This is a genomic window from Streptomyces sp. NPDC048361 (assembly GCF_040651795.1).
Lineage (GTDB): Bacteria > Actinomycetota > Actinomycetes > Streptomycetales > Streptomycetaceae > Streptomyces.
Genome location: NZ_JBEZKW010000002.1, coordinates 131,933 through 145,136 on the forward strand (window position 1 = coordinate 131,933; position 13,204 = coordinate 145,136).

Below are 13,204 nucleotides of genomic sequence, written 5' to 3' on the forward strand. Positions count from 1 at the left end.
ACTGCCCTCTGGGGGCCAACGGGTTTTCGGCGTGCGTTCAACCGTACGGTGTACGCGGTCGTGTGCGCACAGCACCCCGGTGCGGGGGGTGTCCGGGGTGAGACGTCGGGGCCGGGCGTCGGGTTGCCCGGGGGGTGCGGGATGATGGATGCGCACGATTTGGCCTTGCCCGGGCTCTTTCACCGGGAATGGGCGCGCCTCGTTGCACCAGGTCACGTCTAGTCACGCCTTGTACGGCATCGGGAGTGAACACCCATGGCAGCCGCCGCACCGCGCATCCTGCTGGCCCGGCACGGGCAGACCGAGTGGTCGCTCGCGGGCAAGCACACCGGCCGGACCGACATCCCCCTCCTCGACGAGGGCCGGCGCGGTGCGAAGCTGCTCGGCGAGCGCTTGCACCGCTCCCCGTGGGACGCGCTGGCCGGCGCCGAGGTCCGCACGAGCCCGCTGGTCCGGGCCGCGGAGACCTGCGAACTCGCCGGCTTCGGGGAGCGGGCCGAGCCGTGGGACGCGCTCATGGAGTACGACTACGGGGCGTACGAGGGCATGGCGCCGCCCGAGATCCAGGCGGTGCGGCCGGGGTGGTTCATCTGGCGGGACGGGGTGCCGGACGGGGAGAGCCTGGCGGAGGTCGCCGCGCGGGCGGACGAGGTGGTGGCGTGGGCGCGGTCCGCCGAGCGGGACGTGCTGGTCTTCGCGCACGGGCACATTCTGCGGTCCATCGCGGCGCGGTGGCTGGGCGAGCCCATCGCCTTCGCGGCGCGGATCCGGCTCGATCCGACGTCGCTGTCGGTGCTGGGGTGGGCGTATGGGGCGCCGGCGCTTGAGCGGTGGAACGATACGGGGCACCTTGAGCGGTGAGCTGACCGGGCGGGCGGGGTCCGCCCACCCTCCCCCAAGCCCTTAAGGAGCAAGGGGGACCCCGATCCCGTGCGGCTACTCGGGGGTGGCAGCTCCCCGGGGCTCCCCGCCCAGACCCCGTTCACGCCTGAAGGGTGCTCGTCCTCAAGTGCCGGACGGGCTGGCTGTGCCGGTGTGGGCCGGCGTCGAGCAGTTCAGGGGCGCGGGGAACTGCGCGCCCGTCCGCGGGGTTACACGGCTACCGCCGCCCTCCGTTCCAGGAACGCCGCCACCTCGGGCGCGGCCCGGTGCGGGGTCAGGAGGCGGGACGTGTCCGCCAGCATGGCCTGGATGCGGGTGGAGCGGACCTGGGTCAGGAGGTCCAGGACCTGCTGGCCCGCCGCCGCGGATTCGGCGGGCGCACCCGCACGCGCGAGATCGTCGGCGAGCTCCGCCCGGTACAGGGCGAGGTTCCGCGTGAAGTACGGGTCCTGGAGCGCCGCCGCCCGGCGCGCGTGCCGGGCAGCTTGCCCCCAGTCGCCCAGCGCCGAGAAGCACTGCGCCTGGAGCATCTCCAGCTCGGCCTCGACGAAGAAGCTCATCCACTCGGGGTCGGCGTCCGAGGCGCCCCGCGCGAACAGGCCGTGCGCCCGCCCGAGCGACTCCTCGCACGCGGAACGGTCGCCGAGCCCCGCCCAGCCGCCCGCCTCGCGCAGCGCCAGCAAGGAGAGCAGCCGGGCCGAGCCGAGCGGCCGCGCCGCGTGCTCGCCCGCCTGCGCCGCCCGCATCGCCTCGCGCGGCCGGCCCATGTCCCGGGCCAGGAACGACATGTTGCAGAACGCGTGCGCTTCGAGCGCGGGGTCGCCGGCGAGGCGAGCCGTGGCGAGCGCCTCCGCGTAGTGCGAGCGGGCCTCGCCGAAGCGGCCCGAATCATGCGCCAACCAGCCAACGGAGATGGCCAGTTCGCCCGCGCCCGAGTGCAGTCTCTCCTGGGTGGCACGCCGGGCGGCACTCGCGTCGAGCAGGGCGTACGCGGTCCGCAGCGGCTGAGCGGCACGCTGGTACAGCGTGTCCGCGCCGTGCCGGTCGTCCAGGAGTCTGATCCGGCGCACCGCGTCCTCGACGGCGCTCACCTCGGCCTCGCCGACGCGCTGGACGGAGTGTGCGGGTACCGGGCTGAGGCCCAGTGAGACGGCCGCCACCGCGGTGGTGGACCCGGTCATGAATGCGCGACGCAGCACGTCGCTCTCCTCGTGGTTCTGGTGGTACCGGTGGTCGTGGTGGTCGTGCAGAGGCAGTGGCAGTGGGTGCAAAGGGGGGAGAAGGTAGGGCGGTTGTCGGTCGGACGGGTAGGTGTCGACGGGTTCGGGGCGGGGTGCCAGACGGATGAAGGGGCCGTCGGCGAAGGGAGAGTTGGGGAGGAGGGAGTCGGGGAGAGGGGAGTCGGTGAGGGGGCGGGCCCCTCGGCCGCGCACCGCCTCCCGTGCCGAGAACCCCAACTCCGCCAGGGTCAAACCCGGGAACATGTGCCGGAAGACCCTTTCGTACGCATAGTTGGGGCAGCGGATCTCGCCGTTCTCCACCCGCCCGATGTAGCGCGCGTCGCACGCGACCTGCTCGCCGATCTCGCGGGCGGCGCGGCGGACCGCGGCCGCGAACTCCCCAGGGGAACGGGCACCCCGCAGCGCCCGGAAGGCCGCGTTGGGCTCCCGGGGTTCCCGCGTGAGCCGGCGCGGTGTCGGTGGAGTCCGCGTGTTCACCGGGGGGTCTGCCTGGGGATCTGGTGACGGCGCCATGGCTCGACAGCTCTCTCTGGCGGGGTGGTGCGGAGCAAGAACGTACCTTCTGTGACGGCCTGTTCACGCAGCGTTTGCCTACAAAACGGATATCTCACCCGCGATCCGCCATGAACTGCCATCCTTTGCGGCGGCGTGCCGCCGTTCCCCTTGACGCGCACGGGCGTTGAACCATGTGGAGAGCGCCAGACGCCGCGCAGAAGCGGAGGGCTTGCCTTGTTGGAGGACCGCGTGAACACCGACACCCCCACCGACTTCACCGTCTCCGGTACGCAACCGACGACCGCCCACCCGCCGAACGCACCGCGTCCGGGCGCCCCTTCGGCGCAGCTGTGCGGCGCCGATGAGCCCTGCGACCTGGTGACCGTGCCCGCGCGCCAAGGGCTTGAGGCCGTCGACATCATTCGCCGCGGCGCCGCCCCCGCCGCCGTCGGCCCGGTCCTGCACGACGGGGCCTGCGACACCCTCGGCTTCCTCGTGCCGTCCGGCACCGCCGCCGCCTGGGACGTGCCGGGCAGCGCCTGTACGGAGACCAACGGACGCGGCCTGCGCCTGTCGGGGCTCCCCGTCGAGCCGCCCGTCACCGGCTCGGGCTGGCTGCTCCCGCCGAACACCACCGAGGTCACCGACCCCGGCCTGCTGCGGGCCGCGCTGGGTGAGGCGGCCCGGATGATCGAGGCGGCCGACGGTATCTGCGAGGCGGGCGTCCGAATCGCGCCCGTGCGGGAAGGCGGCACCCGCACGCCCGGTCGATAATGGCCGGATGGCGAAGAGCAGCAGGCGGCGGGGGTCGGGTCCGGAACCCGTCGTGGAGGCGGTGGACGGCGGGCTCGCGGAGCTCATACCCGACCGGGACCGGTCCGGCGGATGGACGCTGCTGCTCGACGGGGCACCCCAGTCGCACGTGGACCTCGCCGCGCCGGACCGGCTGACTTTCGAGTACCAGCGCCGCCTCGGCCACGTCATCGACCTCGCGGTCGCGCCGGGCCGGCCCATGAACGTCCTGCACCTCGGCGGCGGCGCCTTCACCCTGGCCCGCTACATCGCGGCGACCCGGCCGCGCTCCAGCCAGCAGATCGTCGAGCTCGACGCCGCCCTCGTCCAGCTGGTGCGCCGGGAGCTGCCGCTCGACCCCGGGGCCCGGATCCGGGTGCGGGGCGGCGACGCACGGGCCGGGCTCGCCAAGCTTCCCGACGGCTGGGCCGACCTCGTCATCGCGGACGTGTTCAGCGGCGCCCGCACCCCCGCCCATCTGACCAGCACCGAGTTCCTCGACGACGTACGCCGGGTGCTCAAGCCGGACGGCACCTACGCCGCCAATCTCGCGGACGGGCCGCCGCTCGCGCATCTGCGGGGCCAGATCGCCACCGCCGCCGGTGTCTTCCCCGAGCTCGCGCTCGCCGCCGACCCGACGGTGCTGCGCGGCAAGCGGTTCGGCAACGCGGTGCTCGTCGGCTCGGCCGTGCCGCTGCCCGTCGCCGAGCTGACCCGGCGGATCGCGGGGGACCCGCACCCCGGGCGGGTCCAGCACGGGCGGGAGCTCGCCGACTTCACGGGCGGCGCGGCGCCGGTGCGCGACGCGAGCGCCAAGCCCTCACCCGCGCCGCCCGCCTCGGCCTTCCGGTGAGCAGCACGGGGCGCCGCCATGCGGGGCGCCGCATGGAGCGCCGCCGCCCGATCACGTGTTGTTGATCTCCACGGCGGGCGGATGGCCGTTCCAGGTGCAGAACACCGAGACGGTCTCGCCACCCCGCGTGAACGTCACCCGTATCCACTGCGTCTGGATCCAGCGTTCCATCTGCCAGCCCGACGCGGGCGTCGCCGAGACCAGTTGGGCGGAGCTCGCGCCGAGGTCGAAGACGACCCGGCCGCCCGCGACGTTGTAGCCCTGCACCGCACCCGAATTGGCGGGATTGTCCGAAGTGCGGGACGGGGGAGGCGACTTGGCGGTGCCCGACGGCGTACGACCGCCCGAAGGCTTCCCGGCCCCCGCGCCCTTCGACGCATTCGGCGAGGCGGAGGGCGACGGGGCGGCCGGGCTCTCCTTGGCGCGCCGGGTCGAGGACGCCGTCGGCTCGGAGCCCTGTGTGATGCGTGCCTCACCGCTGATCGGCAGGGCGCGCGGCGGGTCGTACGCCGTGCCGGCCATCACCGTGTGGACGCCCCACCAGGAGAGCGTCACTGCCGCTCCCGTGGCGAGTGACCACGCCAAACCGTGTACGAGTCCTCTGTGCATCCGGGCCATACTGCACCACGCGCCCCACCGGTGTCCCGCCACCTCCGACTCCACTCCCGCGGGGGACCCCGCTCCTCCGGATGGCGTACGGTGCGGCCCATGGCAAGTGTGCTCGTGGTCGAGGACGACCAGTTTGTCCGCTCCGCCCTCATCCGCCACCTCACCGAGGCCTCCCACACGGTACGGAGCGTCGGCACGGCACTTGAGGCGCTGCGCGAAGTGGCCCATCACCGTTTCGACGTGGTCATCCTGGACCTCGGACTCCCCGATCTGGACGGGTCCGAGGCGCTCAAGATGCTCCGCGGCATCACCGACGTACCCGTGATCATCGCGACGGCGCGGGACGATGAGACGGAGATCGTGCGGCTGCTCAACGACGGCGCCGACGACTACCTCACCAAGCCGTTCTCCGTGGAGCACCTCTCCGCGCGGATGGCCGCCGTGCTGCGCCGGGCGCGTGCCACGGCCGGCGCCGAACCACCGTCCACGGTGCTCCAGGTCGGCGGGCTCCGCGTCGACCCGCTGCGCCGGCAGGCCGAACTCGACGGTGACCCGCTCGATCTGACCCGGCGCGAGTTCGACCTGCTCGCCTTCCTCGCCGGCCGGCCCGGCGTGGTCGTACCGCGCAAGGAGCTGCTCGCCGAGGTGTGGCAGCAGTCGTACGGTGACGACCAGACCATCGACGTCCATCTGTCGTGGCTGCGGCGGAAGTTGGGCGAGACCGCGGCCCGGCCGCGTTATCTGCACACCCTGCGCGGTGTCGGCGTGAAGCTGGAGCCGCCGCGATGAGATGGGCGCTGGTCAAGGTCTGCCTCGCCGTGACGGTGATGGTGGTGGTCGCCTTCGCGGTGCCGCTCGGCATGGTCATCAAGGAGATGGCCCGCGACCGGGCGTTCTCCAACGCCGAGCGCCAGGCGGCGGCGATCGGGCCCACCCTGTCCATCACCACCGACCGCGACGCCCTGGCGCGGGCCGTCGCCTCGACCCAGTCCGGGGCCGAGAACCGGATGGCCGTGCATGTGCCGGCCGATCCGGCCGTGCCGGGCAGCGCGCCGGTGGACCTCGGTACGCAGCGGGCCGCGGACAAGGACCTCGAAGCGACCCGGAAGGTCATCAAGGCATCGATATCGGACGTCTCCGGTGGCTCCACGCTGCTCCAGCCGACCGCGCTCAGCTCCGGCCAGATCGCGATCGTCGAGGTCTTCGTACCGGAGGCCGAGGTCAGCAACGGCGTGGCGACGGCGTGGCTGGTCCTCGCCGGGGTCGGCATCGCCCTGATCATCGGCTCGGTGGCGGTTGCCGACCGCCTCGGCGTACGCATGGTCCGCCCGGCCCAGCGGCTCGCGGGCGCGGCGCAGGACCTGGGCGAGGGCAAGCTCGGGGCGCGGGTGCCCGAGGAGGGGCCCACCGAACTGCGCCAGGCGGCCGTCGCCTTCAACTCCATGGCCGACCAGGTCGTCCAACTCCTCGCGAATGAGCGGGAGTTGGCGGCCGACCTCTCCCACCGCCTGCGTACGCCGCTCACCGTGCTGCGTCTCAACGCGGCCTCCCTCGGGGACGGGCCCGCGGCCGACCAGACGCGGGCGGCGGTCGAGCAGCTGGAGCGGGAGGTCGACACGATCATCCGTACGGCGCGGGACGCCAAGCCCCAGACCCAGCCGGCCGGGCCCGGTGCGGGCTGCGATGCCTGCGAGGTGATCCTGGAGCGGATGGCGTTCTGGTCGGCGCTCGCCGAGGACGAGGGCCGCGAGGTGCGGCTCGCGGGAGTGGAGCGGCCGGTCCGCATCCCGGTGGCCCGGGCCGACCTGGTCGCGGTGCTCGACGCGCTGCTCGGCAACGTGTTCCGGCACACGCCGGAGGGGACGGCGTTCTCGGTGGACGTCCACAACGGCGAAGAAGCGGTGATCGTCCTGGTCTCCGACGCGGGGCCGGGGATCTCCGATCCCCGGGCGGCGCTGGCCCGGGGCAACAGCGGGGGCCGCCCCGGGTCGACGGGGCTCGGCCTCGACATCGTCCGCCGGGTCGCGGAGTCCACGGGAGGTGACGTCCGGATCGGCCACTCCGTCCTGGGCGGCACGGAGGTACGCCTGTGGATCGGCCTGGGCCGCACCACCAACCCGCCTCGCCGAAGCCACCGCCTCCGCCGCCGCGCGACCCCGGCGTAGCCCCCGCTCGTTCGGCTCCGCCCCGCGCCCCGGTTCTTGGCCCCGCCCCGCCCCTTCCCGAAACCCTCCGGGGAGTCCACCCCGTGCGGACCGTGCGTGGCTGGTCGCGCAGTTCCCCGCGCCCCTGAACTACTCGGTGCGGGCCCGCATGGGCATAGTCAGCCCGTCATGGGGGTCCCCCTGGCCCTTAAGGCCTTGGGGAGATTGAGGACGTGCGCCGTTCAGGCGCGAACGGGGTCCGGGGCGGAGCCCCAGGGGAGCTGCCATCCTCAAGCAGCCGCACGGGCGGGGGGTGGGCGAACCCCCAGGGGCTTAACCGCCCCCCATCGGATCCTTAAGCGGAGCCTAAGAACCTCAACCCCCGCCCTGAACTGGGCATTTGTCCGATTCCGCGACGCTAGCGTGCTGCCCGCACCCCAGAAACACCCCCCGCAAACGCAAACGCAGAGGCAGGCACGGCATGGGCACCAGTACGCACCGGCGCAGGGCAAGCGGCAAGACCAAGGTGATCGGCGGCATCGTCGCCGCCACCGTCGTCGGCGGCGCCGCGTTCGCCCTCACCGGCACCGCACAGGCCGCGTCGGTCGGCGCCGCGTACACGAAGACCAGCAGCTGGGCCGGTGGTTACACCGGGCAGTACGTCATCACCAACGACACCGGCAAGACCCTCGCCGACTGGACCCTGGAGTTCGACCTGCCGGCCGGCACCACGCTCTCCTCCCTCTGGAACGGCGACCAGAGCGTCAAGGGGCAGCACGTCACCGTGAAGCCCCCGAGCTGGGACACGGGCGGGCTTGCCGCAGGCAAGTCCGTGACCGTCGGCTTCGTCACCTCCGCGAGCGGCACCGCGGGCGACCCCACCGGCTGTCTCATAGACCAGGAGAAGTGCTCCGTCGACACCGGCGCCACCCCGCAGCCCAGCGGACGCCCCACCGAGCGGCCCACCCCCCAGCCCTCCAAGCCGGCGAGCACCAAGCCCACCGCCGAGCCCAGCACCAAGCCGACCGCCACGCCGTCCAAGTCGGCCACCGCCACCCCCGCCCCGAGCAAGCCGTCGGGCGGCGGCACCGCGGGCGGCGCCGGGTTCTCCCCGTACGTCGACACCTCGCTCTACCCCTCGTACGACCTGACCGGCACCGCCGACAAGACCGGCGTCAAGCAGTTCACCCTCGCCTTCGTCACCTCCGGCGGCGGCTGCACCCCGTTGTGGGGCGGCGTCACCGATCTGCAGAGCGACAAGGTCGCCTCGCAGATCGGCGCGCTGCGCGCCAAGGGCGGCGACGTGCGCGTCTCCTTCGGCGGCGCCTCCGGCTCCGAGCTGGGCCTGGTCTGCACGAGCGCCGACGAGCTGGCCGCCGCGTACGGCAAGGTCATCGACGCCTACAAGCTCACCAAGGTCGACTTCGACATCGAGGGCGCCGCGCTGCCCGACACCGCCGCCAACGCGCGGCGCGCGCAGGCGATCGCGAAGCTCCAGAAGTCCCACCCCGGGCTCGACGTCTCGTTCACGCTGCCCGTGATGCCGGAGGGCCTCACCCAGCCCGGCGTCGACCTCGTGGCCGACGCCAAGAAGAACGGCGTCAAGGTGTCCGCCGTGAACATCATGGCGATGGATTACGGGCCCTCGTACAGCGGTGACATGGGCGACTACGCGATCCAGGCCGCCACGGCAACCCAGGCTCAGATCAAGGGAGTTCTGGGTCTGTCCGACGCCGCCGCCTGGAAGGCGGTCGTCGTCACGCCGATGATCGGCGTCAATGACGTCAACGTCGAGAAGTTCACCGTCGCCGACGCCACCCAGCTCGTGGAGTTCGCCGAGTCCAAGGGCCTCGGCGGGCTCGCCATGTGGTCCGCCGCCCGCGATCAGGAGTGCCCGGGCGGCGCCAAGAACTCCGCCGACCCCACCTGCTCCTCGATCGCCCAGGACCCGCTCGCCTTCACCAAGGCCTTCGGCGCCTACAAGTAGCCACCACGGAGAGCCCTTTGCGGCCCCTGCGGTAGGCCCCTTCACGGCCCCTTGACCAGCGCCCCGGCCGGTACGCACCTTCCCCCATGTCGGCCGTGGCGCCTCAGCGTGTGAACGCCAGGGCCACCACGGCCAGGACCGCGACGGCCACCACCACCGCGGCCGCCACGCCCCACCCGACCACTCCGCACAGCGCGAGCACACCCACCAGCACCACGATGACCAGCAGGAACGGCAGGAGCGAGTAACGGTTCGTTCTCATCGTGCCGCCTCCAAGTACTCCGTCAGGGAGTCCCACTGGCCCGGCCGGGCCGACGCGTCCCCGGACAGTGCGGCCGGGTCCTCGCGCCAGGCGGCCCGTACGCCCGCCGAGAGTGTGCGGTCGCCGCCGCTGAACAGGGCGCTCAACTCGTCCATCCGCACCACCAGCCTGCGTACACGGGCATCAGTCGCAGGCGTGCCCGTCGCCCTCAACTCCTCGGCCCGCCGGTACAGTTCGGGCCACTCGACCTCCAGCACGCAGGACCCGGGCCGGGTCGACCCCGGCGTCCAGACAGAGGGCGATGGTGTCGAGCCCGAGACCCAGGCCGCGCAGGGCGAGTACCTGGTAGAGGCGCCCGACGTCGGCCTCGGTGTATTCGCGGTGCCCGGCCGGGGTGCGGCGCGACGGGGTCAGCAGCCCGATGGTGTCCCAGTGGTGCAGCGTGCGGACGGTGAGCCCGGCGGCCTCGGCCAGCGGGTCCACCTTCCAGGTGGATTCGCTCATACCGTCACTGTGCGTCCTCACGCCACGTGAGGTGCAAGCCCCGCGCCCGGCTCAGCCGCGCGAGGTGCGCCACTCCTCCGCGTAGTCGTTGAAGATTGCCCGCAGATGGTGGCCGATCTTGAGGTAGTCCAGGTCGTCGAGGTTGGCGAGGGAGACCCGTACCGACCATTCGGGGCCCTCGAAGCCGCCGCCGTTGAGCAGCACCACACTGGTCTGCTCGGCGAGCCGGAACAGCGGGTCGACGGCCTCGTAGTTCTTCTCCAGGAAGGTCGCGAAGTCCTTGCCGTGGACGCGCTCGGCCTCGGCGAGCAGATCGAGTTCGATGTAGTACCCGGCCCGCTTCGGGTCCTCGGAAATCTTCATCTGGGCGCCCTCCAGGAGGAGTTCGAGGCGCTGGTTGACGATCGCGCGGATGCGGTGCTTGTACGCCTGGCCCTCCTCCAGGAGGTCGAAGAGCGAGAACAGGGTCATCATCACCTGCTGCGGCAGCGAGAGGCCCGCGGTGTGGTTGAGGGCGACCTGCCGTGAGTCGGCGACGAGCCGGTCGATGAACCGGATCGTGGACGGCTCCAGGCTGAGCGTCCCGTACCGCTTGTCCAGGCGCTCCTTCTCGGACGCCGGCAGTGCGGCGATCAGCTCGTCGATCACGTTGTCGTCGTGCAGCCCGATCACGCCGAGCCGGTGCCCGGTGCAGCCGTAGTGCTTGGAGTAGGAGTAGACGAGCAGGGTGTTGCGCGGCACCTCGGCGGCGATTGAGCGGAAGCCCTCCACGAAGGTGCCGTACACGTCGTCGGTGACGATCAGGAGGTTGGGGTTCGGCCCGGCCACGATCTCCTTGAGCTGCTGCGAGACCCGCTCGCTCAGTGCGAGCGAGGGCGGGTTGGACGGGTTCACCAGGCACACCAGCCTGACGGAGGGGTCGGCGAGCTTGGCGACCTCATCGGGCGGGTAGCGCCACTCGCGTACCCCGGTCTCGGTGAACAGGCTCGCCTCGACGCGCACCACGTCGAACGCGTAGGTGTCGAGTTCGGGGATCTCGATGTACGGCGTGAAGACCGGCACCATCAGGGCGATCCGGTCGCCCTTCTTCAGGACCCCGTTCTTCATCAGGGAGTCGAAGATGTAACACATGGCCGCCGTGCCGCCCTCGGTCGCGAACAGCGACAAGGTGCCCTGCGGCGGCCGCCTGTCGAACATCTCGTCCGCGAGATAGCTGCGCACCACTTTCTCGGCGTGGACCAGCATCCGGTCCGGCACCGGGTAGTTGTCGCCGATCGAGCTGTCGGTGAGCTCGTGCACGAACTCGTCCCGGTCGAAGCCGAACCGTTCGACGGCGTACGCGACGCACCGCTCCAGGAGCTCGATGCCGGGCAGGTCCGGGTGTTGGCGCACGAACGTGTCGAAGCGGCCGGCCGCGCCCTGCTTCTCGGGCATGCCGCCCAGGTTGTCGGCGGTCCACACCCGGCGGGACTCCGACAGGGCGAAGTAGCCGAGCGCGTAGAACGCCTCGCGGGGTCCGGTGGCCACCCAGTTCGGGTTGCCGCGGCCCGCGTTCAGCATCTGCCGCGCCGACTTCTCCTTCTGGCCCGGCTCGTCCGCCTGCACCGCCTGGGCGATCTGGATGAACTTGTCCTTCAGCTCGAACGGCGAGAGCTGCGCGAAGGACTGGATTTCCTCACGGGTGAAGGTGGTCTTGGGCACGGAACGTCCTTACGTACGGGAGCGGTTGAGTCAGTGGTTGAGGAGGATGATCACGGCGCCCCAGATGGTGAGCAGGACATTGCTCATCGCGTAGGGGATGGTGTAGCCGAGCGTGGGAATCTGCGATCTGGACGCTTCGTTGACCGCGCCGAACGCTGCCGTCGTGGTCTCGCCGCCGGCCAGGACGCCCATCAGGACCGGGAAGCGGATCCTCTGGATGTGGTGGCCGACCAGGAAGCCGACCAGCAGCGGTACGACGGTGACGACCACGCCCCACAGGAGCAGGGTCCAGCCCGCGGTGGACAGGCCGCTGGTGAAGCCGGGCCCCGCATTGAGGCCGACCACCGCGATGAACAGACAGAGCCCGAGGGTGTCCATGAACCACTGGGCGCCGGGCGGGACATTGCCGTACGTCGGGTACTTGGAGCGGATCCAGCCGAAGACCAGGCCCATGATCAGCGCGCCGCCCGAGGTGGAGAGCGAGATCGGGACGCCGCCCGCCTTCAGGGCCGGGATGCCGATCAGGGCGCCGAGGACGATGCCGAGGCACACCCACACCATGTCGGTGGCGAAGCTGGTCGGAACGGGCTTGCCGATGGCTTTGCCGGCCGGGCCCACCAGCCGCTTGGGTCCGGTCAGGATGAGGGTGTCGCCACGTTCCACAGGGGTGGAGAGCCGGTAGGGGAACTCGGCGCCGGAGCGGTACAGCTTGTCGACGTACACCCCGACCATGAACGGCTCCTGCCGCAGCTCGCCGATGGTGCGGCCCAGTTGGGATTTTTCGGAGGCCACCACGTGCAGGGTCTCGGTCTGGTAGCCGAGCAGCTCCACGTCGTCGGCCTCGCCGCCGATGTGGGTGCGGGCGTCATAGGTGACGAGGTCGCCGCGGATCGCGCTGATCGCGACGGTGTCGCCTTGCCGCAGGACCGTCTGCTGGTCGTGTTCGAGCACTGTGCCCTCGCGCCGTACCGCCGTGATGTAGACGCGGCGGCCCAGCTGCTTCTGCTGGCGCTCGAAGTCGTCGATGGTGCGGCCCACGACGTCGGGGCGCTCCACCGTGTAGGCGCGCAGCACCACCTCGTAGTAGCCGGCGCCCAGGTCGGGGTCGTTGCCGGGCGCGTCCAGCTCCTTGGCGAGCAGGGCGCTCTCGGCCGCCAGGTCCCTGCGGTAGAGCCGGGGCAGCACCGAGGCCAGGAGCAGCGCGGCGCACACCGTGCCGAGCGGGTAACAGACCGCGTACCCGATGGCGACGAGGTTCTCCTCGCGTCTGATCTGGGCGGCGCTCAGGCCCGGCAGGTTGCCGATGGCGTCCTGGGCGACGCCGATCACGGCGGACTGGGTGAGCCCGCCGCCGAGCAGCCCGGCCGAAAGACCCGGCCCGTAGCCGAGCATCGAGGCCAGGCCCCAGGAGACCAGCAGGCCCGTGACGCAGACGACCAGGGCGTTGGCGACCTGGGGCAGGCCGTCCTTCTTCAGGCCGCGGAAGAACTGCGGGCCGACCCGGTAACCGAGCGCGAACAGGAACATCGTGAAGAAGAGGTTCTTCACGGTCGCGTCGATGGGCACCTTGAACTGGGCACCCAGGAAGAGCCCCACGATCAGACAGCCGGTGACCGCACCGAGCCCGATCGCGCGGTAGCGGACCTTCCCGAGCAGGAAGCCGAGCGCGATGGTGACGAACACCAGGAGCTCGGGGTGCGGATGGAAGATGTTCCGATTGATGAAATCGATCAT

13 protein-coding genes are annotated in these 13,204 nt (G+C 71.7%); 6 read left to right on the forward strand and 7 right to left on the reverse strand.

The features are described from left to right. Positions 1-255: 255 nt before the first annotated feature. A complete protein-coding gene (locus tag AB0D31_RS01815; protein ID WP_362715543.1) occupies positions 256-861 on the forward strand; it encodes a histidine phosphatase family protein in 606 nt (201 codons plus the stop codon). A gap of 230 nt (positions 862-1,091) precedes the next feature. Here the strand turns inward: AB0D31_RS01815 and AB0D31_RS01820 are convergent, their stop codons facing one another. Further along, positions 1,092-2,600 carry a hypothetical protein gene (locus tag AB0D31_RS01820; protein ID WP_362715546.1) on the reverse strand — a complete coding sequence of 503 codons (1,509 nt, stop codon included), beginning with the start codon at positions 2,598-2,600 and terminating at the stop codon, positions 1,092-1,094. A gap of 366 nt (positions 2,601-2,966) precedes the next feature. Between AB0D31_RS01820 and AB0D31_RS01825 the strand changes: the two genes are divergently transcribed. Further along, positions 2,967-3,392 (forward strand): hypothetical protein, encoded by a 426-nt coding sequence (locus AB0D31_RS01825; RefSeq protein WP_362715823.1) that lies wholly within the window; start codon positions 2,967-2,969, stop codon positions 3,390-3,392. A gap of 7 nt (positions 3,393-3,399) precedes the next feature. Further along, a complete protein-coding gene (locus tag AB0D31_RS01830; RefSeq protein ID WP_362715549.1) occupies positions 3,400-4,263 on the forward strand; it encodes a fused MFS/spermidine synthase in 864 nt (287 codons plus the stop codon). Positions 4,264-4,314: 51 nt separating this feature from the next. On the opposite strand, the gene AB0D31_RS01835 is transcribed toward AB0D31_RS01830, so the two are convergent. Beyond that, a complete protein-coding gene (locus AB0D31_RS01835; protein ID WP_362715551.1) occupies positions 4,315-4,872 on the reverse strand; it encodes a hypothetical protein in 558 nt (185 codons plus the stop codon). A 99-nt stretch (positions 4,873-4,971) separates the two neighbouring features. Between AB0D31_RS01835 and AB0D31_RS01840 the strand changes: the two genes are divergently transcribed. The 3 genes from AB0D31_RS01840 (at position 4,972) to AB0D31_RS01850 (ending at position 9,003) form a co-directional block, all read left to right on the forward strand. Then, positions 4,972-5,661, forward strand: a complete 690-nt coding sequence (locus AB0D31_RS01840; protein ID WP_362715554.1) for a response regulator transcription factor — start codon at positions 4,972-4,974, stop codon at positions 5,659-5,661. Then, positions 5,658-7,037, forward strand: a complete 1,380-nt coding sequence (locus AB0D31_RS01845) for a HAMP domain-containing sensor histidine kinase (RefSeq protein ID WP_362715557.1) — start codon at positions 5,658-5,660, stop codon at positions 7,035-7,037. Before AB0D31_RS01840 ends, AB0D31_RS01845 begins: the two co-directional genes overlap by 4 nt. A 460-nt stretch (positions 7,038-7,497) precedes the next feature. Next, a complete protein-coding gene (locus AB0D31_RS01850; protein ID WP_362715559.1) occupies positions 7,498-9,003 on the forward strand; it encodes a cellulose binding domain-containing protein in 1,506 nt (501 codons plus the stop codon). A 103-nt stretch (positions 9,004-9,106) separates the two neighbouring features. Here AB0D31_RS01850 and AB0D31_RS01855 read toward each other — a convergent pair whose 3' ends face one another. The 5 genes from AB0D31_RS01855 to aspT are packed head-to-tail and all read right to left on the reverse strand — an operon-like array spanning position 9,107 to position 13,204. Next, a complete protein-coding gene (locus tag AB0D31_RS01855) occupies positions 9,107-9,265 on the reverse strand; it encodes a hypothetical protein (protein WP_362715562.1) in 159 nt (52 codons plus the stop codon). Then, positions 9,262-9,420 (reverse strand): hypothetical protein, encoded by a 159-nt coding sequence (locus AB0D31_RS01860; protein WP_362715565.1) that lies wholly within the window; start codon positions 9,418-9,420, stop codon positions 9,262-9,264. Before AB0D31_RS01860 ends, AB0D31_RS01855 begins: the two co-directional genes overlap by 4 nt. Positions 9,421-9,448: 28 nt before the next feature. Next, positions 9,449-9,769, reverse strand: coding sequence for a MerR family transcriptional regulator (locus AB0D31_RS01865; RefSeq protein WP_362715568.1), 321 nt, complete (start codon positions 9,767-9,769; stop codon positions 9,449-9,451). A 51-nt stretch (positions 9,770-9,820) separates the two neighbouring features. Beyond that, positions 9,821-11,470: a bifunctional aspartate transaminase/aspartate 4-decarboxylase gene (locus tag AB0D31_RS01870; RefSeq protein WP_362715571.1), complete on the reverse strand. Its 1,650-nt coding sequence runs from the start codon at positions 11,468-11,470 to the stop codon at positions 9,821-9,823. Positions 11,471-11,500: 30 nt separating this feature from the next. Continuing rightward, positions 11,501-13,204, reverse strand: coding sequence for an aspartate-alanine antiporter (aspT, locus tag AB0D31_RS01875; RefSeq protein WP_362715574.1), 1,704 nt, complete (start codon positions 13,202-13,204; stop codon positions 11,501-11,503).

Coding starts and splice junctions, on each gene's coding strand:
- AB0D31_RS01815 (WP_362715543.1), top strand. CDS start 256: ATGGCAGCCGCCGCACCGCGCATCCTGCTGGCCCGGCACGGGCAGACC.
- AB0D31_RS01830 (WP_362715549.1), top strand. CDS start 3,400: ATGGCGAAGAGCAGCAGGCGGCGGGGGTCGGGTCCGGAACCCGTCGTG.
- AB0D31_RS01835 (WP_362715551.1), bottom strand. CDS start 4,872: ATGCACAGAGGACTCGTACACGGTTTGGCGTGGTCACTCGCCACGGGA.
- AB0D31_RS01840 (WP_362715554.1), top strand. CDS start 4,972: ATGGCAAGTGTGCTCGTGGTCGAGGACGACCAGTTTGTCCGCTCCGCC.
- AB0D31_RS01845 (WP_362715557.1), top strand. CDS start 5,658: ATGAGATGGGCGCTGGTCAAGGTCTGCCTCGCCGTGACGGTGATGGTG.
- AB0D31_RS01850 (WP_362715559.1), top strand. CDS start 7,498: ATGGGCACCAGTACGCACCGGCGCAGGGCAAGCGGCAAGACCAAGGTG.
- AB0D31_RS01855 (WP_362715562.1), bottom strand. CDS start 9,265: ATGAGAACGAACCGTTACTCGCTCCTGCCGTTCCTGCTGGTCATCGTG.
- AB0D31_RS01860 (WP_362715565.1), bottom strand. CDS start 9,420: ATGGACGAGTTGAGCGCCCTGTTCAGCGGCGGCGACCGCACACTCTCG.
- AB0D31_RS01865 (WP_362715568.1), bottom strand. CDS start 9,769: ATGAGCGAATCCACCTGGAAGGTGGACCCGCTGGCCGAGGCCGCCGGG.
- aspT (WP_362715574.1), bottom strand. CDS start 13,204: ATGATCGATTTCATCAATCGGAACATCTTCCATCCGCACCCCGAGCTC.